Source organism: Polycladomyces abyssicola (genome assembly GCF_018326425.1).
GTDB classification, from domain to species: domain Bacteria; phylum Bacillota; class Bacilli; order Thermoactinomycetales; family JIR-001; genus Polycladomyces; species Polycladomyces abyssicola.
The window spans coordinates 1,489,676-1,507,863 of record NZ_AP024601.1; the positions used below are offsets into that span (position 1 = coordinate 1,489,676).

Sequence of the window (18,188 nt, forward strand, 5' to 3'; positions counted from 1 at the left end):
GTCAATGCACAGGAAATGGATTGCAGAATTCATTGGTACGTATTTTCTGGTGTTTGCAGGGACAGGTGCGATTGTCATCGATGAGCTGACGAACAGCATTACCCACATCGGCGTCTCCCTGACGTTTGGGATGGTGGTAACAGCTTTGATCTATGCGTTTGGTCACATCTCTGGTGCCCACTTGAATCCTGCTGTTACCGCCGGCGGATATCTTCCTTCGAGAAGCATGTCACTATATGGTGGCCCAAATGCTCGGGGCGACTGCGGCGAGTGTGACTCTGCGACTCCTCTTTGGCAATGTCGCTCATTTGGGTGCCACATTGCCCCGAGATTCGTGGCAATGATACACGAAGGAGGAACTGAGAATGAAAAATGATAAGAAAATCATCTACTTTCTGTGCACGGGTAATTGCCGCAGTCAGATGGCGGAAGGGTTCGCCAAGAAATACCTGGGTGATCGGTTTGAGGTGTACAGTGCGGGGATCGAGGCTCACGGCCTGAATCCAAATGCAGTAAAGGTGATGGCAGAGAAAGGAATCGACATCTCCGGTCAGACCTCGGATGTGATCGATCCCGAATTGTTGAACCGGGCGGATTACGTGATTACATTATGTGGAGATGCCAACGACAAGTGCCCCATGACCCCGCCTCATGTGAAAAGGGAACATTGGGGATTTGACGATCCGGCCAAAGCGACGGGGACGGAGGAGGAAAAATGGGCCGTTTTCCGGCGAGTACGTGATGAGATTGAAGCCCGCATCCAACAGTTTGCCCAAGAGGAACAGGTGAAATGAGACGAATAGTGGAGATGTCAATTTGACACTCCACACAGATGAAGTATAAAAGGGACTTCATTGGTCGGTGTGGGATTCTTGGGTTGTTAGCGTCCTCAGTCCGTTTTCGTTTTCGGACAGCTTCCGAGCTCAGGGGTGTTTCATCACCCCATCCCATACGGCTTTAAGGTTTTTGTCGTATGTATTCCAGGGTAAGTTTACCCGTTACCACTACGCCCTGCACTGTAACCTGAAATCACTTTGGTGGTGTTGATCGTCCCGTTCACATAAACCTGTCATTCAAATTGGTCTGAAGTAATCAAGCTTCTCATTTTTAAGGATTGGTTGATCTGTTCCGCTTTGGCCAGTGCGTTGAAATCTTTTAGGACATCATTTCGGTTGGTTGCTTTGCCCAATTACATAATCATGAATATCCGGATCATCCATTCATGTCCTCAAAAAATAACAGTCATTCAGTTCCTGACAAAAGTCTTTCAATGTGTCCTTGTTGATGGAGTAGTAATGCCATTTCCCTTCTTTCCGTTCGTGAACCAGGCCGGCGTTTTTTAATTCCTTCAGGTGGTAGGACACTTTGGACTGTTTCATATTCAAGGCGTCCTGGATATCGCAGACACACATCCCTTTCTGGCAACATCTTTTTGAATTCGCTTCTTCCTGGCTTCCTTTGGCGACCAAATCCATGATCTGTAGCCGAATGGGATCGGAAAGCGCTTTCGCGATTAAAATCAGTTGTTCATCTGATCATGGTTTCACCCCTTAATACAGCGAATTTTTGTTCAGTTGAATCAGTTATCTGTATTTCTTCCCGTTCCCGACATCTCGTCCGCATCCGCTTTGACCACGAACACTTCCCACCGGTGACCGTCCGGGCTTGTTACCCAAATTTTGTCCTGACGGGCATAACAACAGGTGGTATCCATTTCATCAAAGGTGACCAATCCTGCCTGTTTCAGCCGCTGTTTGATGGATAAAACATCATCGGTAGAGGAGACTTGAATCTCGAGGTGGTCAATCCCTCCCGTCATGTCACCGCCTTCGTTTAGTGTCAAATTGAGTGCCGGTTCATCTAAATCAAACTTGGCGTAACCGGGGCGGATCTTTTCCTCCATTGTGGGGGCTCACTTACATCAACTTTTATTGATGTGATTATAAATCAATTTTTTTTGATATGTCAATGAACCATTTCGGTTTGTATGCAAACAGGAAAAAATGCCCAAGATAAGATTGATGGCAGGAGGATCGAAGAATGATAACGCTGTTGTGGATCTTGCTTGGCTTGGGCGTGATATTGGTTTTACTCAGTTTGACAACGGTTCGCTGTCACATTCAATACAAGCGTGTAGATGCGGACGATCGGATCAATGTCACGTTCCGGTGGTGGAAATGGTTCCGTTTGCGATGGACAGTGCCATCACTTCAGCTGTCCAGCATGACGGAAGACGGAAAATGGACGCCACATGTACAAGCAACTGTCCGTCAAAGCCGGAGGCGTCGCTGGCAGGAACGTTTGTCGTGGGGGGTACTCCGGCGCATGCACCGGCAGTATGTTTGGATGCGGGAACACGTCCATCATTTGCATCAATGGTTTCGTGGCTTGCTGAGGCGATTTCATGTGGAGAGCTTGAGTTGGCACTCGGCGATTGGAACGGGGGACGCTGCGGAAACCGGCGTACTGACAGGCCTTGCTTGGGGATTGAAATCCACCGTCGTCGGGGTGGCCGGTGCTTACGTGCAATGGGAACGTCCTCCGCAGATCCAGGTGGATCCGGTGTTTCACGAACCGCATCTGGAGACTGATTTCCAATGCATAGTGCGATTTCGGATCGGGCACGCTATCCTTGCTGGCATACGATTATTGCTCAATTTCCGGGTAAGGGGGGAAGCGAAAGGATGGCTGAACATCCCATTCAAGGACTGATGTCCACCGCCATGGAAAACCTGAAAGAAATGGTGGATGTCAATACCATCGTGGGTGATCCGGTGGAAACGCCGGACGGAAGTGTGATCATTCCCGTCTCACGCGTCGGTTTCGGGTTTGCAGCAGGTGGAAGCGAATTCGACACCGCCTATGCCGACGACGGTTCCCAAGGGGACAAAAGACAACAACAGGAAGACGGCAACGGTCAATCATCGGGCAAATTGCCCTTCGGAGGAGGCAGTGGCGGCGGGGTTTCGATCACGCCGGTGGCGTTCCTCGTGGTCGGGGAGAAAGGGGTGCGGTTATTGAACATGGATGGCAACACGCACTTGTTTGATCGTTTGATCGATTTTGCACCCGGATTGGTGGAACGTCTGCAAAACACGTTGAAAAAAAAGGATAAACAAGGGGGATGCGAACCTCCCCGTATGGATATATGACGGTAGAAACACCGTTTCCGGCAAGCGGACGGTGTTTTTTGTTGCTCTTTTTCATATCCCTGTCCCACTGGCATATAAATGTGTACAAACCATGTTTGGGGTGGGAGGGTTATGCGGCATTTGAAAGGTGGGGCGATGATCCTTTGTTTGATCATCGGATTGATCAGCTCGCTCGGCTGGGGGTGGGGCTCGACTGAGCCACAGGTAAGTGCGCATGCGGCGGCGATGATCGATGTGCAGTCCGGTCGCCTCTTATATGCCAAACATGCGGATGAGCGCTTGCCGATCGCCAGTTTGACCAAAATCATGACGGCCATTGTGGCCATTGAAAACAGCCGCCTCACCGACAAGGTGACCGTTCCTCCCGAGGCGGTCGGCGTGGAAGGTTCGTCGATTTATCTGAAAGCGGAGGAACGGATTTCGATGGGGGATTTGTTGTACGGCCTGATGCTCCGATCCGGCAATGACGCGGCGGTGACGATCGCCCGACATGTCGGCGGATCGGTGGAAGGGTTCGTCTACATGATGAATGAGAAGGCAGCCTATCTTGGATTGGAAAACACACATTTCGCCAATCCGCACGGACTGGATGCACCGGAGCATTATTCCTCTGCTGCGGATTTGGCGCGGTTGACCGCTTATGCTTTGAAAAACCCCACTTTTCGGGAAATTGTCAGGACACAGGTAAAAACCGTCCCGTGGCCGGGAGAAGAATGGCACCGCAAATGGTACAACAAAAACAAAATGCTCCGATTTTACAAAGGCGCGGACGGGGTCAAGACGGGTTACACCAAAAAAGCGCGTCGAACGTTGGTTTCTTCCGCTACGCGGAATGGCAGGCAATTGGTGACAGTCACGTTGAACGCCCCCGATGATTGGAATGATTCGATGCAATTGCTGGAGTACGGATTTCAGCATTTCCATCCCGTCAAGGTGGTGAAGAAAGGGCAAGCATTTCAAACGGTAAGAGGGGAGAAAAAGGGAGAGCTGGTATTGCGAGTGGTGGCCGAGCAACCGTTTATCTATCCATTGACAGAGGAGGAACGACACCAAGTCTCCATAGAACCGGTGCTTTCCTATCCACTGAAAAAAATGGATCGCGAGGGATTGCGCGTGGGGACGGCCCGCGTGCTGTTGAACGGCCAGCCGGTCGGTACGGTTCCGCTTGTGACGCAGTATCAAGATGAGCCATCCGTCTTTTCCGAATGGATGGATGTGTTTCAGGATGTGTTGGGAATGGGGGTCGGGGGCGGTGGTTAATTACATATGGGTGTTTATGATCGCCAGCGGAGTGGTGGCTGCCGTTCTACAGGGGCGGTTGGATCTGGTCACGTCCGCCGCCTTGAAGGGAGCCAAGGAAGGGGTAGCTGTCTGTATCGGTCTGATCAGTATTTTGGTGTTTTGGATGGGGATGATGCGGATCGCACAAGACGCTGGACTGTTGGAGAAGCTGGCCCGGCTGCTTCGGCCGCTGGTACGCGTGTTGTTTCCGTCGGTACCCCCGGATCATCCGGCGATGGGCTACATTTTGTCCAACATGACGGCCAACCTGTTCGGTCTTGGAAATGCGGCCACCCCCATGGGTATCAAGGCGATGGAAGAATTGCAGAAGCTCAACCCGGACCAGAAAACGGCTTCTCCGGCTATGTGTACCCTGCTCGCCCTGAATACCTCCGGTTTCACGCTGATTCCGGCGACCATTATCGGTATTCGCATGAAATATGGATCGGTCGATCCCGCTGAAATCATCGGAACGACCTTGTTTGCAACCGGATGCGCGACACTGACGGCGATCTTGGTGGACCGACTGTACCGCAGTCGATGGGAGAATCGGGTAGGGCGATAGGATGTATCGGATCAAATGCACGGGGGGATGAAAAATTGGTCGAAATCGTCTCTTTTTTGTCCAAGCTGATCTTGCCCGCCATTTTGGCGTTCATTCCCCTATACGCCACCTTTCGTAAAGTGCCGGTATACGAAAGCTTTACAGAAGGGGCTAAGGAAGGCTTTCCCACCGCGATCCAACTCATTCCCCACTTGGTCGGGATGATGGTGGCCGTCTCCATTTTCCGGGAAACCGGAGCGCTTCATTTTTATCTCCGCCTCTTGTCACCCTTGGTGGATGGGATTCATTTCCCGAGGGAAGTCATACCCCTCGCGATATTGCGTCCGATTAGCGGGGCCGGTTCACTGGCATTTGTCGAAAGCATCTTTCGTACATACGGTCCGGATTCGTTTCTCGGACGACTGGCTTCCACGATGCAAGGGAGTACGGACACGACACTGTATGTGCTGACTGTTTACTTCGGTGCGGTGGGCATCCGGCGCACGATGTATGCCGTCAAAGTGGGATTGTGGGCGGACTTGGTTGGGATGCTGGCATCATGGTTTATCGTGGTGATGTTGTATGGTTGAGTCCGCTGGAGGGATGACACTGAACGGACAAGACAATGGGTACAACGGATCCGACAATATGTTTCCACCTGGAGGCCACTTCAGACAGGGCAATTGATGATGCGGTTGACAAAATTTCATAGGATCACCTCTCATTTTTACATAAAAAGCCGTCTGAAAGCCCACGGTTTGAATCGTGGATGAAAGACGGCTTTGCCCGTTATCCCCTCCACGGGGGCCGATAGTAACTGCACCTTTGGTGGAAAACGCTTTGGTTTTGACTTCCCCCTTCGTATTGATCATCTCCCGCACTTCCGACCAGGAGTGTTTGACTGATCGAGGGGAAAAAACTGTTCACGGACTCGACGTTTTTAAAGGTGAACGCCAACAAGAACAAATTCACTCGTCTAATGGTCATTCCACGAAGAATACGTGGACGATTGGATCGTGCTGGATCGTGAAAACGCACGGCAAGCAGCCGTTAAAAAAGACGCTCATAAGGTAGAAAAGGAAATCCATGTCAGCCACCTATCAGAAAGTCCTCACAGAGAGGTCACAGGTTTGCGCATGGCGGTTCACTGTTATAGCTACAGTCTTGCAGTAGTATACCAAAAAAACAACCGGTACCCCATTGGGGTGCTTACCGGTTGGTATTGTTTCAGGACTGCTCCGTACCGTGAACTTCTTCCACCAGCATTTCCTTAATTACGTTTCCTTCTCCCATGACGGCCACGCGCGATCGGTAAGACTTTGCCTCGGCTTCGTCCAGCATGATATAGGAAATGATAATCACTATATCACCGGGTTGAACCAGACGTGCAGCTGCTCCGTTTAAGCAGATGATCCCGCTGCCTCGAGGACCGGAGATTACATAGGTTTCCAAACGGGCCCGTTAATATTGTTCACGATTTGCACCTTTTCGTTAGGGAGAATATTTACCTTTTCCAGGATCTCCTCGTCGATGGTGACACTTCCCACATAATTCAGGTTCGATTCCGTCACTGGCGCTCGGTGGATTTTTGATTTCATCACCGTTGAGAGTATGCTATAACCTCCTTTTTGGGCGGCGATGTTTATACTTTTTGATAATGTAATTTCTTGTACTTAGGATATTTTCATACATTTCTTTATTATTTATTTTTTTAAACATCTTTCTGAACATAGGGTCCGAATTCATCTCAATAAACCACAAGTTTCCCTTTTTATCGACCGCCATATCCAGAGCTAAAATCCGCAAGTCAAAATATGATCCAAGCACTTGAGAAATTTGCTGAGCCAGATCCCCTAACTTCATCGTTAGATCGACAGCATTCAGATGTGTATTTTTATTCAGTGCTTGGCCTAATGTCAGGACTTTGGCTCCTCTGATGTGGTTGGTTACAATTTGCTCCTTTTGTGCCACTCTGGCCAGCCACCCGGAAATCTGCCACCGTTTCCCGGGTTTATGCATTAAAATCCGGAGATCAAAGGGCAGTCCATCAAAAGTAGCCAAGTCAATTCCTTGTTGAACAATATATTTTTTATTTGGGTTTATCTCATTTACTACTTCATTAATCACTCCATTCAAGTAGCAGGTTTTCACCTCATCTTTGTAGCTGTAGCGTAGCTCGTAGGATGGCTTTCCCCCAAACAGACCCCATTGTTGTGATACCTTTTTGACCCGGATGATTCCGTTCCCTCTGTGGTTCGAATTTGGTTTGATGAAAACCACAGGATAAGTTTTGAGCATATCCTCCAATGCTGTGATGGAAAACCAAACCGTTTTCGGAACATAAGAGGAGAGCCAGGGGTCCTTCAGGAGCACCTTGTTGTATTTCATTTTATTGGAGACATACTTTTGCACAGCCATAATTGAGATCCTCCTTTCTGTGAAATTACACCCTAGGCTGACTGAGTCCAATGGTCTGTGCATGGTGATTCGGATCAAAGCTTTTCCGTTAAAGTTGGCAACATCGGCCCCTTGTTGAATGATACCGTTTTTTTTCTATAATTGATCAGTTTTTACATTCGGCTGCAGGTATTCTCTAAATTAGCTGTTTTCACTTTATCTTTATAGCTGTAGCAAATTTCATACGCTAACTTGTCCACTTTTTTAATCCTAATGATCCCGTTACCGGAATGACCTTGTTGGGCTTTACAAAAACAGTGGGATAGGTCGTTAGCATTTCCTTCAGGGCTTCATCGGTAAACCAAACCGTTTTCGGAATGTAGGGAGCAATTCCGGGGTCTTTTAATAGGAGGTTGTTCAACTTCATTTTGCTTGTTATGATTCTTTGAACTCCCAAATCAATTCACTCCTTCTTGATTTATATAATTTATTCTATGTAGCTTTCTATCTTACGTGCATACATTTGGGAAATATTTTAAAAGATAGGTGATGCCCTGTGATGAGACTCCAGGATATGATAAAACCTGTATATCATCCTCTCCTTTAGCAAAGGATATCGCCGAAAGAGAAACAAAAACGACAAAGTAAAGCAACCATAAGGGTGCTGAGGCTATTTGACAAACCTAAGAAAATAGAGAAAGACAGACGGAGTAAGGCCATTTTCTTGATGTTTTGGCACACGAGTAAGGGGGCATTGCTCCTTTACTCTGGCAAGCCCCCTCATCCGTGCGTACCAAAGTCCGTGCAGTTCTTTCACATCCGCGAAACCCCGCTCGATTGTCTCTTTCCTTCGCTTGTAGAGCGTTTTCCCTAATCGCTTAACCGATTTTGACGGACCCACTCCTTAGCATCGAAAGTTGCGAAGGGCTTCTTCCTTTTTATCTCATCAAATGATCAAAAAAGGGAAGAAGAAAAAGAAGGGAAAGAATGGGAAGAAGAATTGGGATTTTGAGACTTGTGTTTTGATGGGCTTAAACACGATCCCGTCTTTTTTGATTTCCTTGATGACGCCGTACATCACTTTCCCGTTTTTCAAAATCAACTTCATCGGCTTGCCCACGTGCTCCTGACTAAGCTGTCTAGGTGGGACATATTGAAACCGCGGCATTCTCGACACCTCCCTTCAGCTTTTTACTAGATTATGAGAAAGAGTGAATTTTGGTGTGGGTGGGTACATCAAAACACGCAACTATAACCAAAAGCGAGTCTTGAAATCCTCTTTACGGCAATTGGTGAAACCCACTACGTGGAATGACGAGGTGCCTACCGGTAGGGCGTTTTCAGCAACAGAAAGGTTTAAAGCACCCGGACAATGACCGCATTTCAAGGAGAACGGGGTCAGCGATGCCCCTTCAGGCAACTTTGATCTTGTTTTGTTCTTTCATAAGTATCGCATCGTGACGTTTACGTCTGTTGCGCCATCGTATGTATTCTTGGCTCGCCTTAGCCAACTCGTATGAGTCGAGTAGATGCTTCCCTCGAGAAAGAATTTACGGAGCGAGCCAAAATGGCATTCAATACTGTTTAACCAGGATGTATAAGTAGGTGTGTAAGCCAGCTTCACATGATTTTCCTTCGCCCATACTTTCATTTTTTTATGATAATAAGGCAATAAGCTGTCCATCACAATATACAGACGTTCGCTTCGATGAAAACGTCATCGTTGGTCGGATCGATAAGAAAGTATGTGACCCGGGCATAGTGAATACGGTTCCGCCTTTGAGAACACGAACGCTGGGTTCAACCGGTTAGTTCAATAGATCATTTCGCGACAAAATTACATGAGTATTTGGTCTCTATCCGGACGGTCTCTTGGTTAATTCCACCGTGGTTCAGGCGTTTTTCAGGGGGCATTCACTGTTACTCTTTCTTCTCTTCCTTCATAGATTAATATATCCAGTTAAGGAGGTGTGTTTTCGTGTCTATACCTCGCACCAAAAACCGTCTGCTTCGCTCAGTAAGCAACGGTGTAAACGTCGGTGGTAGTGTCTCAACCCCTACTCAACAATCTGTTCGACGTACCGCTACTACTCTTGTCGGCAACGTCGTGGTGGTTCGAACGTTATTGGGAACGTTTGTCGGCTGTCTTCTTAGTGTGGGTCTAACGAGCATCCGGCTACGTGTCTTCAATGGGATTTTCTTCGTTACCATCACGATTCCCATTCGGATCATTCTCTCGATTGTCCGATTCCCCTGCCCATAAACATCGGGGTTATCCCTAGTTCGTGAAGTGCCCCCCTTAAAAGTGGACACGCAACAAAAAGTGTGCGTAAATCTGCTTAAAGGGGGGTTCCTATTAAAAAAGGGCAACAATAAAGTTCGTTTAGTTAGGGATTCAATCTGAAAGCCGTCAAGATGTATCATGAAGAACACTAGAAAGTGAAAACCATCGCCGAGGGATTGAGATTGCCTTCCCATTTGTAGTTTGGTCATCCGGTTTCTCCCCCTCAAATGCGGCCAGAGCCCTGTTCTGTGTTGTCCCTTTCGTCCATGGCAGTGGACAATGCCAATAACGTCACCCCTCAGGCTCAAGGATCCGGGCGAGCACCGAAGGCTTCCCGTGCCCCCGATTAGCCCGGGAACCCTTCAATATTTCGGGTCAAGAGAGCCTATTTATGAGGTCGCAGGGTTCTCCCGGTTCCCATCCCGGGACACGCCGCACCGAAACCGCATGTCAAAAAAAAGGGCCGATCCAATCACACCGACAGAGATGAAAATGAAGACGGTGGTGAAGAAGCGGGTGATATCCGCAAGAACCTTAGGTGCTGTCCACGATCAGGGGGACCCCTTCGCTGTGCGTAATCTCGGCGAGGGCCTCTATATCGGGTATGTCCATTTTCGGATTGCCGATCATTTCTGTAAAAACTGCTTTCGTCTTTTCATTAATCGCTTCCCGGAAAGAGTTCACATCGTCAGCACGGGCCCAGCGAACGTGAATCCCCAACCGAGGTAACATAAGGGAGAACAGGGTGTAAGTTCCTCCATATAAAGAGGAGGAAACTACAATTTCATCACCGGAGTGGGCCACATTCAATATCGAATAGGCAGTCGCCGCCTGTCCGGAAGAGAGGGCCAAAGCTCCAACTCCTCCTTCCAATCGGGCCATACATTCTTCAAAAGCTGCCTGAGTGGGGTTCATGATTCTTGTATATACGTTTCCGTATTCTTCTAAAGAAAATAACCTGGCGGCGTGCTCTGTATCCTTAAACTGATAAGCCGCCGTTTGATAAATTGGTACCGTACTCGATCCCGTTGTCGGATCTGCTTTCTGTCCCGCATGGATGGAAATCGTTTCAAATCCGTATTGACACTCTGAACTCATGTACACCTTACCTCCCTGGTTTCTCCTCTCCAAATAAATCCAAGCAGTGAACGAACTATTGGGCCTTTTTGTACATACTGCAGACATGTTCAAAAGGAATCCGGTTTCTTTTGATGTTTACTTTTTTCCGATTGGGTCTGAAGTTAGCCTCGAAGAACCATACTTTACCTTTATGATCCACAGCCAAATCCAATCCCAGATCGTTTAGATGAGTAAACCGTTCTTCAAGCGCTTTGGAAATCAGGATGCTTGCCCGGTAAATCTGTTTTTTGGCTTTCTTATTAATCAGTTTTTTCACATTGTAGATGATTTCTCCACCTTGATCTACATTGGTCACATCCCATCCTTTTGCAGCCACGCGGGGAGTGATCCCCGTTATTTGCCATCGATCATGTTTATTTTTCTGAGGAGAAACCCGAAAATCAAATTTTCTGCCTTTGTACTTTTGTACTTGAATTCCTTGTTGAATAATAAATTTGTAAGGCTTAACAAACTGTTTTTGAATATACTTGCCCAGTTTATTTTTGGGAATGGATTTCTTTTTTTTGTTTCGCTTATATATATGAGTGATGTCATACTGATCGCCACTGTTGCGGATGATATATATATTATTTCCCTGACCACCTCTTTTTGGTTTAATGAATACTTTGTTGTAGCTATCCAACATGTTTATGAGGTTGTCATACTGTAACGTTTTTGTTTGCGGTAAATAAGGACGAATCTGTTTGAAGGTTACCAGGTATTTATAATCTTTATATTTGCTTCGGTCTTTCTTCGAACAACAATTATAAAAAACAGAACCTCCTTTCTCTCTCAATCGGTTGATTTTCCGGATGTAGCTTTTTTTACGTAAACTGTAGTTGATTTTATACAAATTGAATTTAGGAACGGGTACTGTTCTTTTTTTCAATGTGTTGTTCTTATGCGAATACACGTAACCTTTCACCCTATTCTTTTTGACGGATATATGTTTCGGGGAATAAAAACAGAGATCGACTTTCTGTTTTCGGGCCTGATTCATGTAAAACAGAACATATGAGTCCGCACGATTCACTCTGCGTGAGGAGAGGATGACCCCGATCATCAACAAACCCACCTTTACTCTGTTGTCTCGCCGTTCTTAGCAATTAATGTATGCTCAAACAAATTCGGAAGACCCGAATAATCACCTAAATCGGACACAGTTCAGCGATGCCAAATCAATCTATTCGAAAGTACCAACTCAATGATGATGTACCCCAGCGTCATCTATCCCCATCAAAAGGCCCACTATTTTACTTACTAGGTCAATCTCAACTTTTTTCGAAGAAGGGATGAGGAAAGATGAGAGAGGAAGATGATCCAACGAAAAAAGAGCATACCAGCCGTTGCGCTCCTGCACCTACCGCCAATTAATGGGAATGGAGGTGAAGGCGTGACTCGGTGTCTCAGCGTCTCGGCTTCCATGCTCTTTTACTATCCTTTCACAACATGCATCGTCCAATACTTGATATATACACGATTGAACAAGGGATGTTTGAGTATTCCCTTCTCTCTGGCAACACTCATCTAGACGGTTTTTCAATTGACGAGACATCTTCACTTGGATATATTTCCTTTTCTTTACTCATGACTTCACTTCCTTTTACCTGTTACAGCTCATTGTTCTTCAGATATGCTATCTACCGCCACGATGCTTCATACCCTCTAATCACAAGGAATAACCTAGGCGCACATGGCAGAGCATCACTGGATTAGCGTAGGTAAACGACATCTCTTACAGGAAGGTGGCAAATACGGCAACCGGATCAAAGTTGGAAATCAGCTCACCGACCCAAGCTGCTAGTGACATAGCAAGACGGGTGAATACCCGGGAGAACGAGAGTACTCGCCCTAACATGGCTTCTGGAACAGTCTCCTGACGTACAGTGGACGATAAAAGCAATCCCTTCAAACGATTGGGCACGGAATTAACCGTGCCCTTCCTTACCGTTTATTTCCGCTTCTTATGAGGGAGGGATCCACAAGCGATACCATAAGAAAATGGCCTTGCAACTCTGGAAGAGGAGAATCAACCAGACGGGTGTTCATTTATTTTTGGACTTAACTATGCATACGCCGTCTCTATAGTACGGATCAATGAATAGTCTACAACGAATGCTATATAGAAAGGGAGGTTTATAATGAGCGGATTTGGTGGTTTTGGTGGCTTTGGTTTTGGATTGCGTCGCTTGTTAATTTTCCTGTTGGTAATCGCAACAATTTTTGTTTTTGCCGGTGTTGGATTTGGTTACTAACTAGATTTACACACAATAAGCCCAACTTATGTTGGGTGAGGCTATTGACAAGTTCAGCTGAAAAAACCGCTGGGTCTGTACATGGATTGGGAGAATGTGGAGAAAAAAAGACGGAGATCACATCTGAAAGAAGAGCAAGCAATTTTCTTGTTGTTTTGGCAGTAAGTCCATATTTCGCTTTTTATCGTACCCCAAGTATAAAATTCCTAGTGGGCAGCGACTCAGAACAACCTTTTTAAAAGCCACGACAATCGGTTTTCCGAGATAGGTCAATCAGGAACATGCCGGTAATTCCATTGTGGAGGTTAATGATGGGAGTACAAGCTCCCACCCTTGAGTAAACGGCGTATGTTTTCCGCTGTGCGTTTTGGGCAGTTTGTCCTTGAATTCGATTTCACGCGATGCCGCATGCGCCCAGTTTCTCCTTTACATATGCCCGTATTTTCTCTTTAAGCTCTTACGACGGCTGATGTCCCGCCATCATAGATATTATTTGTAAGTTATTACCAGAAGTTTGTTGCCCGTTCATTTTTGATATACCCGGGGTGGTACCCACTATTGGTTACAGTAACCCGTTTGATGTACCCACCCACACCAAAATTCACTCTTTCTCATAATCTAGTAAAAAGCTGAAGGGAGGTGTCGAGAATGCCGCGCTTTCAATATGTCCCACCTAGACAGCTTAGTCAGGAGCACGTGGGCAAGCCGATGAAGTTGATATTGAAAAACGGGAAAGTGATGTACGGCGTCATCAAGGAAATCAAAAAAGACGGGATCGTGTTTAAGCCCATCAAAACACAAGTCTCGAAATCCCAATTCTTCTTCCCATTCTTTCCCTTCTTTTTCTTCTTCCCTTTTTTGATCATTTGATGAGATAAAAGGGAAGAAGCCCTTCGCAACTTTCGATGCTAAGGAGTGGGTTTGTCAAAACCGGTTAAGCGAGCGGGGAAAGCGTTCTACAAGCGAAGGACGATCGGAGTTTCGGGATACGAGGAATTGCACGGACTTCGCTACGTTCGCTTTTGCGATTTGGTCCGGTTGATTTATATGACGGAAAAATCTACTGCAATGTACACACCGACAAAATCCTAGCGGTGAAATGAGAGGTCAAGTACTCCCCTTGTCATAAACGTTACACAAAAAGTCAGACCTAAAAGATCAGCCAAAAAAATCGTTAGCGTACCGGTGTCTTTTACCTGTTATGCGGGTGTTCTAGAGACGAACGGAGAAGGGATGCGCCGGAAACGACCACGGCGCTGTTTTTTCTGCATTGGGGGTACCTGCTAGGCGACCGACAGCTGGTTGTCTGCACGGGCGATCGATCTGATGCTGAAGCAGATCGGGCATGACGCGGAGATTATCTTGAACCAATTTCGCCGCTTCGTCCTCACGATCTTCGGTATACGTTCGCGTTTCTCCTGGCCGAAGGAGACAGGGATGAACGCTTACGAGCTGTAACGACATGTCTGATGACTCGTCTATGCCTGGATCCTTACCCTGAGGGAACCGCAGTGATGGGATGGTTGATCTGCTGCTGAAAGTGATGGAGTAGCACTCCTAAAGTAAGGAGGCGATTGGTTTGCGTGTTGTGATCGTGTCGGACACTCATATCCCCAAGCGGGCTAAACAACTTCCTGCTGCATTGGTGAAGGGCTTGAAAAAGGCGGATGTGATCCTCCATGCCGGGGATTGGGTGGATCTGTCTGTTTACCGGGAGTTGTCCCGTTTTGCCCCGGTTTACGGAGTGGCGGGTAACTGCGATCCGCCGAAGGTACGGAAGGCCTTCGGTGCCCGCCGGATCCTTGAGCTTGATGGGTGGCGCATTGGCATTGTCCACGGTGATGGACAAAAGGGGACCACTCAAAACAGGGCTCTGGCCGCATTTGAGGGGGAGAAACTGGACCTGATTATCTTCGGACACAGTCATCTCCCCTACAAGGCTAGGCATGGCCGTACCCTCTTGTTTAACCCCGGATCACCGACGGACCGTCGGCGGAATCCTCTCTATTCCTACGGAGTGGCCAGTCTCGGTGAGAAACTTCAGGTGCAGCACGTTTATTTCAAGAGCCGGTTGTAGGCGGCTGGTACCCGGTATAATGACAAAGACCCGTTTAGTCGACAAGTTCCCTGAACGGGCCTCCAAATACGGGTTGTCCAGAATAACGCTGCTCCCGGATTGGGGTCAACGTGGCGTACCGATGGGTCGTGGGATTTTCCTTGACGGACAAGGTCCCCCACGAATTGATTGAGGGGAAAGAACTGTTTACGAACTCGACCTTTTTAAAGGCGAATGCCATCAAAACAGATTCACCCGTCAGAGGTCCGTTATTCCACAGAGAAGAATGTGGAGGAGTTGAATCGTACCATTGACAAGGATCGAAGCGCAGAGCAGATACAAATTATATTCGAGCTGAAATCCGTAAATCCGATGGAACTATGGTTGCTCTTACCAACCCGATTTGGATTGAGAGATAACCGTTTCATGGTTTGGTAACCGTTCGTTCATTTTGAGGCCACATAATGTGGCTTTTGTTCTTGTGTGGGTCTTCCAAAGAAACGGTTCGATAGTCAGGCGATCAGGAAGCTCCCACGCCTTGTCAAAAGGTCGATCGGATTGATGTGCAAGCATTGGCTCGATAAACACAAAAATCCCCCTGCCTTTTGTATGTACGGGGGATTATGATTTTATTGTATCATTCGTTCGTCCACCGACCAATCACCACATACGTGGCACAGATATAGCATGACTTGTATTCCCCTTCGACCCCTAGACTGATTAATGTTTCAACTTGGTTGCAGTTGTTCTCTAAGAAACGAGAAAGTAAAGCACCCATAATAAGGGTGCTTTTCGCCTCAACAGAAGGGGTTTGTTCAAATGAGAGAAGAGCTCGGAATTTTACTTGGAAAAGGCGGGGTTCAGGATGAAAAACAAGAATAAGCCGTCATATTGGTCGTCTGTACCGCCGTCCGATAACCCAATGGACCAAGGGTTCAGTGAATAGAGGCCAACGCTTAAATATTGGAAGGAGTTTACATATCCGTAATCGATTTGCTCTGAGCGTTGTTTCCCCATCTTCAGTTCACCGTATGACGTCGTCTGAACAGTGTACACTTCAGAGTTTTTTACGAACCATCCCTATCAATCTATTATTATGGGTTTCCGAATGACTCTTGACAGGTGTATATTCTTTGTAAATTCGACATTCAAAGGGGAACAAACATGTCGTCCAATACTCCTGCTGAATCCTGACCGCCGGAAGTCAACCATTGTAAACATACGCTGCAACCATCGGTCTTTCCCGTCATAAGTCGGACGGAAGGGTGTCCGTGCATGGGCGACCAATCGGTTGTCGATAATCAGCAGATCACCGGGTAAGACAGTAAAAGCGACCACGGTTTGCAATAATGCTTTCTTCAAGGTATTCAAAGCCCATTCTGCTTCCGCATTCTCCGCCTCCATTGAACTATAGTGGATACACATTTCCGGTTCCAACAAATGGCCTGTCAGAACGGGGATCTTTACCGAGAGATCCATTTCATCATTCATCAGTTTAAAGGAGGAAGAGGGATGTAGACGGTATAAGGGTTGTCTCAACAGCATAATGGCCGTGCTGGGGATGGCATGGATCGCGTTCCGGATCGAAACCGTAAGGGTTTGAGCCTTCCGTTCCTGATCCGACCGAAGGCCGATCAATGCGAGATAGTCTAGTTTATAGGGATGAAATCCATCCTCGGTATGGAAATTCAGATAGTTGGAACTGGTATTTTCTTGTTTTTTCTCCTGCCCTTGAACCGGACAGATATTCTGGATGAGCAAACCTTCTTTTTCTTCTTCATAGGCAATGGGATCACCGAGGAACAACAGGAACAGAAGTAAACAGTATTCACTTACGAACGAGTCTTTTTCAGTTGAAAATCCCCCGTCCTTAGGTGTGAAAGGTAAAGCCGGATCCGTGGGGAGATTACGGAACAGAATGGTTCCATATTGGTTTGGGTTTCGTTTGAACTGAAGAAGAGATTCCACAATTCGGGATGGAAGATTCAATCCGGCCATTTGAACACGAGTCAAGATTTTATCGTCGATCTGTCGGACATCCAACCGGGGCAGTTGTTTGATAATCCGGCTGACCTCTACTTTTTCATCCTTGGTTAGCGTAAGGATATATTTTTGCAACCCTTTGATATCCTCTGCGTTCTGAGCAATTATTTCCATTATTTAGCGACCCCCATAAACCTTTTTAATATACCGGCGATTCTTTCTAATCTCACGGTACATGCTCTTATCGCGGAGTTTCCGAAAAGTGTAGTAGGCCGGACTGGTATTCACTTCCAAAATCCAGAGCCGATCCGCTTTGTCTAGGGCGATATCCAGTCCGAGCTGACGAATTCCCGGAAAACGAGCATCCAATACCTTTGCTGTAGCATACGAAATCTGATCGATTGCTTGCTGGGTCTGAAGAACTTCATCCTTATCACCCAAAACTCTAGAGAAGACTCGCTCCAGGGTTGCCGCTTTTCCACCCTTATGATAATTGGTTAAAAACTGGCCGCGAGCCGCCACCCTGATCACTTTTCCGGAGATTTGCCAATCGTTTTTCGGCTTTTGCATGAAAACCCGAATGTCGAAGGGCCGTCCTTTATAATCGGCTAGGTCAATGCCTTGCTGGATGTTGTAAGAGCGCGATGGACGAATCATATCAGTGATCTCATCCATAAGTGATTCTTTATTAACCTGTTTGCATGTAGACTCATGGCAAACCTCATAAACCCCGTCCTGTCTAAGTTCGACCCGGATGATTCCTCTTCCACGACTTCCTTTATCCGGTTTGATAAAGACGGTGGGATAACGGTCCAGCATATGATGAACCGCCTGAGGGCTTAACCATTTGGTTCTGGGAATGAAATGGCGGAGGAATTCATCCTTCATCATAGAATCAGATTTTAACATCTTGCTATATACTTTTCGGATTGGCATGTAAGTCACTCACCTTTATATTAGATTTAGTATGCATTTCATAGTATGCATTTCGATTGTAGATTGATAGTGTGAATACCTAATTAAATTATATTTCCTAGCGAATTCTAATGTACTGACAAATCAATTCACTCCTTTTATGATTTTTATAATTTATTCTATCGACCTTTCTATCTTACGT

General features: G+C 46.8%; 19 protein-coding genes and 5 pseudogenes. 10 read left to right on the forward strand and 14 right to left on the reverse strand.

Features of this window, described 5'->3' with window-relative positions; genetic code table 11:
* The first annotated feature begins 4 nt into the window (after positions 1-4).
* Both KI215_RS07385 and arsC read left to right on the forward strand, forming a co-directional pair.
* Complete coding sequence (locus KI215_RS07385; RefSeq protein WP_246512284.1) at positions 5-376, forward strand: aquaporin; 372 nt, start codon at positions 5-7, stop codon at positions 374-376.
* Positions 366-794, forward strand: coding sequence for an arsenate reductase (thioredoxin) (gene arsC, locus KI215_RS07390; RefSeq protein ID WP_212774885.1), 429 nt, complete (start codon positions 366-368; stop codon positions 792-794). The genes KI215_RS07385 and arsC overlap by 11 nt, the downstream gene beginning before the upstream one ends.
* Positions 795-1,220: 426 nt before the next feature.
* Here arsC and KI215_RS07395 read toward each other — a convergent pair whose 3' ends face one another.
* Together KI215_RS07395 and KI215_RS07400 are read right to left on the reverse strand one after the other, a co-directional pair.
* Positions 1,221-1,523: an ArsR/SmtB family transcription factor gene (locus KI215_RS07395; RefSeq protein WP_338048339.1), complete on the reverse strand. Its 303-nt coding sequence runs from the start codon at positions 1,521-1,523 to the stop codon at positions 1,221-1,223.
* 56 nt (positions 1,524-1,579) lie between these two features.
* Positions 1,580-1,903: an ArsI/CadI family heavy metal resistance metalloenzyme gene (locus tag KI215_RS07400; protein ID WP_212774887.1), complete on the reverse strand. Its 324-nt coding sequence runs from the start codon at positions 1,901-1,903 to the stop codon at positions 1,580-1,582.
* A 137-nt stretch (positions 1,904-2,040) separates the two neighbouring features.
* Between KI215_RS07400 and KI215_RS07405 the strand changes: the two genes are divergently transcribed.
* From KI215_RS07405 to KI215_RS07425, 5 genes are all read left to right on the forward strand, one after another.
* Entirely contained in the window at positions 2,041-2,712 is a 672-nt protein-coding gene (locus KI215_RS07405) for a DUF2953 domain-containing protein (RefSeq protein WP_212774888.1), read from the forward strand.
* Complete coding sequence (ytfJ, locus tag KI215_RS07410; RefSeq protein ID WP_212774889.1) at positions 2,685-3,152, forward strand: GerW family sporulation protein; 468 nt, start codon at positions 2,685-2,687, stop codon at positions 3,150-3,152. Before KI215_RS07405 ends, ytfJ begins: the two co-directional genes overlap by 28 nt.
* Positions 3,153-3,263: 111 nt before the next feature.
* A complete protein-coding gene (locus KI215_RS07415; RefSeq protein ID WP_246512240.1) occupies positions 3,264-4,412 on the forward strand; it encodes a D-alanyl-D-alanine carboxypeptidase family protein in 1,149 nt (382 codons plus the stop codon).
* Entirely contained in the window at positions 4,405-4,998 is a 594-nt protein-coding gene (locus tag KI215_RS07420; RefSeq protein ID WP_212774890.1) for a nucleoside recognition domain-containing protein, read from the forward strand. Before KI215_RS07415 ends, KI215_RS07420 begins: the two co-directional genes overlap by 8 nt.
* 35 nt (positions 4,999-5,033) lie before the next feature.
* Entirely contained in the window at positions 5,034-5,567 is a 534-nt protein-coding gene (locus tag KI215_RS07425; protein ID WP_212774891.1) for a spore maturation protein, read from the forward strand.
* A 637-nt stretch (positions 5,568-6,204) separates the two neighbouring features.
* Here KI215_RS07425 and panD read toward each other — a convergent pair.
* The 10 genes and pseudogenes from panD to KI215_RS16280 all read right to left on the reverse strand — a co-directional run.
* Positions 6,205-6,590, reverse strand: a pseudogene (gene panD, locus KI215_RS07430) (aspartate 1-decarboxylase).
* 1 nt (position 6,591) lies between these two features.
* On the reverse strand, positions 6,592-7,395 hold the full coding sequence (locus tag KI215_RS07435) for a YheC/YheD family protein (RefSeq protein WP_212774892.1): 804 nt from the start codon (positions 7,393-7,395) through the stop codon (positions 6,592-6,594).
* 226 nt (positions 7,396-7,621) lie between these two features.
* Entirely contained in the window at positions 7,622-7,801 is a 180-nt protein-coding gene (locus tag KI215_RS16270) for a YheC/YheD family protein (protein WP_420830186.1), read from the reverse strand.
* A 176-nt stretch (positions 7,802-7,977) separates the two neighbouring features.
* Positions 7,978-8,283, reverse strand: a pseudogene (locus KI215_RS15920) (transposase); the annotation flags it as partial.
* A 37-nt stretch (positions 8,284-8,320) separates the two neighbouring features.
* Positions 8,321-8,542 carry a hypothetical protein gene (locus KI215_RS07445; protein ID WP_212774893.1) on the reverse strand — a complete coding sequence of 74 codons (222 nt, stop codon included), beginning with the start codon at positions 8,540-8,542 and terminating at the stop codon, positions 8,321-8,323.
* 273 nt (positions 8,543-8,815) lie between these two features.
* Complete coding sequence (locus tag KI215_RS16275; RefSeq protein WP_420830187.1) at positions 8,816-9,070, reverse strand: transposase; 255 nt, start codon at positions 9,068-9,070, stop codon at positions 8,816-8,818.
* A gap of 1,125 nt (positions 9,071-10,195) precedes the next feature.
* Positions 10,196-10,756: pseudogene (locus tag KI215_RS07455) on the reverse strand (aminotransferase class I/II-fold pyridoxal phosphate-dependent enzyme); the annotation flags it as partial.
* Positions 10,757-10,811: 55 nt separating this feature from the next.
* A complete protein-coding gene (locus KI215_RS07460; RefSeq protein WP_212774895.1) occupies positions 10,812-11,840 on the reverse strand; it encodes a YheC/YheD family protein in 1,029 nt (342 codons plus the stop codon).
* A gap of 684 nt (positions 11,841-12,524) precedes the next feature.
* Positions 12,525-12,668: pseudogene (locus KI215_RS15925) on the reverse strand (MFS transporter); the annotation flags it as partial.
* Positions 12,669-13,305: 637 nt separating this feature from the next.
* Positions 13,306-13,489 (reverse strand): annotated as a pseudogene (locus tag KI215_RS16280) (AMP-binding enzyme); the annotation flags it as partial.
* A gap of 191 nt (positions 13,490-13,680) precedes the next feature.
* Between KI215_RS16280 and KI215_RS07465 the strand changes: the two are divergent.
* The 3 genes from KI215_RS07465 to KI215_RS07475 all read left to right on the forward strand — a co-directional run bounded on the left by KI215_RS07465 (position 13,681) and on the right by KI215_RS07475 (position 15,109).
* On the forward strand, positions 13,681-13,902 hold the full coding sequence (locus KI215_RS07465; RefSeq protein WP_212774893.1) for a hypothetical protein: 222 nt from the start codon (positions 13,681-13,683) through the stop codon (positions 13,900-13,902).
* Positions 13,903-14,334: 432 nt separating this feature from the next.
* A complete protein-coding gene (locus KI215_RS07470) occupies positions 14,335-14,490 on the forward strand; it encodes a hypothetical protein (protein ID WP_212774896.1) in 156 nt (51 codons plus the stop codon).
* A 130-nt stretch (positions 14,491-14,620) separates the two neighbouring features.
* Entirely contained in the window at positions 14,621-15,109 is a 489-nt protein-coding gene (locus KI215_RS07475) for a metallophosphoesterase family protein (RefSeq protein WP_246512285.1), read from the forward strand.
* Between the two features lie 1,062 nt (positions 15,110-16,171).
* Here the strand turns inward: KI215_RS07475 and KI215_RS07480 are convergent.
* Both KI215_RS07480 and KI215_RS07485 read right to left on the reverse strand, forming a co-directional pair.
* Positions 16,172-17,245, reverse strand: a complete 1,074-nt coding sequence (locus KI215_RS07480) for a TauD/TfdA family dioxygenase (RefSeq protein ID WP_212774898.1) — start codon at positions 17,243-17,245, stop codon at positions 16,172-16,174.
* Between the two features lie 3 nt (positions 17,246-17,248).
* A complete protein-coding gene (locus tag KI215_RS07485; protein ID WP_212774899.1) occupies positions 17,249-18,007 on the reverse strand; it encodes a YheC/YheD family protein in 759 nt (252 codons plus the stop codon).
* Positions 18,008-18,188: the final 181 nt, after the last annotated feature.

What these genes read in the sequence shown, in the direction of transcription:
- KI215_RS07385 (WP_246512284.1), top strand. Translation starts at nt 5, where the DNA reads ATGCACAGGAAATGGATTGCAGAATTCATTGGTACGTATTTTCTGGTG.
- arsC (WP_212774885.1), top strand. Translation starts at nt 366, where the DNA reads ATGAAAAATGATAAGAAAATCATCTACTTTCTGTGCACGGGTAATTGC.
- KI215_RS07400 (WP_212774887.1), bottom strand. Translation starts at nt 1,903, where the DNA reads ATGGAGGAAAAGATCCGCCCCGGTTACGCCAAGTTTGATTTAGATGAA.
- KI215_RS07405 (WP_212774888.1), top strand. Translation starts at nt 2,041, where the DNA reads ATGATAACGCTGTTGTGGATCTTGCTTGGCTTGGGCGTGATATTGGTT.
- ytfJ (WP_212774889.1), top strand. Translation starts at nt 2,685, where the DNA reads ATGGCTGAACATCCCATTCAAGGACTGATGTCCACCGCCATGGAAAAC.
- KI215_RS07415 (WP_246512240.1), top strand. Translation starts at nt 3,264, where the DNA reads ATGCGGCATTTGAAAGGTGGGGCGATGATCCTTTGTTTGATCATCGGA.
- KI215_RS07435 (WP_212774892.1), bottom strand. Translation starts at nt 7,395, where the DNA reads ATGGCTGTGCAAAAGTATGTCTCCAATAAAATGAAATACAACAAGGTG.
- KI215_RS16270 (WP_420830186.1), bottom strand. Translation starts at nt 7,801, where the DNA reads ATGAAGTTGAACAACCTCCTATTAAAAGACCCCGGAATTGCTCCCTAC.
- KI215_RS07445 (WP_212774893.1), bottom strand. Translation starts at nt 8,542, where the DNA reads ATGCCGCGGTTTCAATATGTCCCACCTAGACAGCTTAGTCAGGAGCAC.
- KI215_RS07460 (WP_212774895.1), bottom strand. Translation starts at nt 11,840, where the DNA reads ATGATCGGGGTCATCCTCTCCTCACGCAGAGTGAATCGTGCGGACTCA.
- KI215_RS07465 (WP_212774893.1), top strand. Translation starts at nt 13,681, where the DNA reads ATGCCGCGCTTTCAATATGTCCCACCTAGACAGCTTAGTCAGGAGCAC.
- KI215_RS07480 (WP_212774898.1), bottom strand. Translation starts at nt 17,245, where the DNA reads ATGGAAATAATTGCTCAGAACGCAGAGGATATCAAAGGGTTGCAAAAA.
- KI215_RS07485 (WP_212774899.1), bottom strand. Translation starts at nt 18,007, where the DNA reads ATGCCAATCCGAAAAGTATATAGCAAGATGTTAAAATCTGATTCTATG.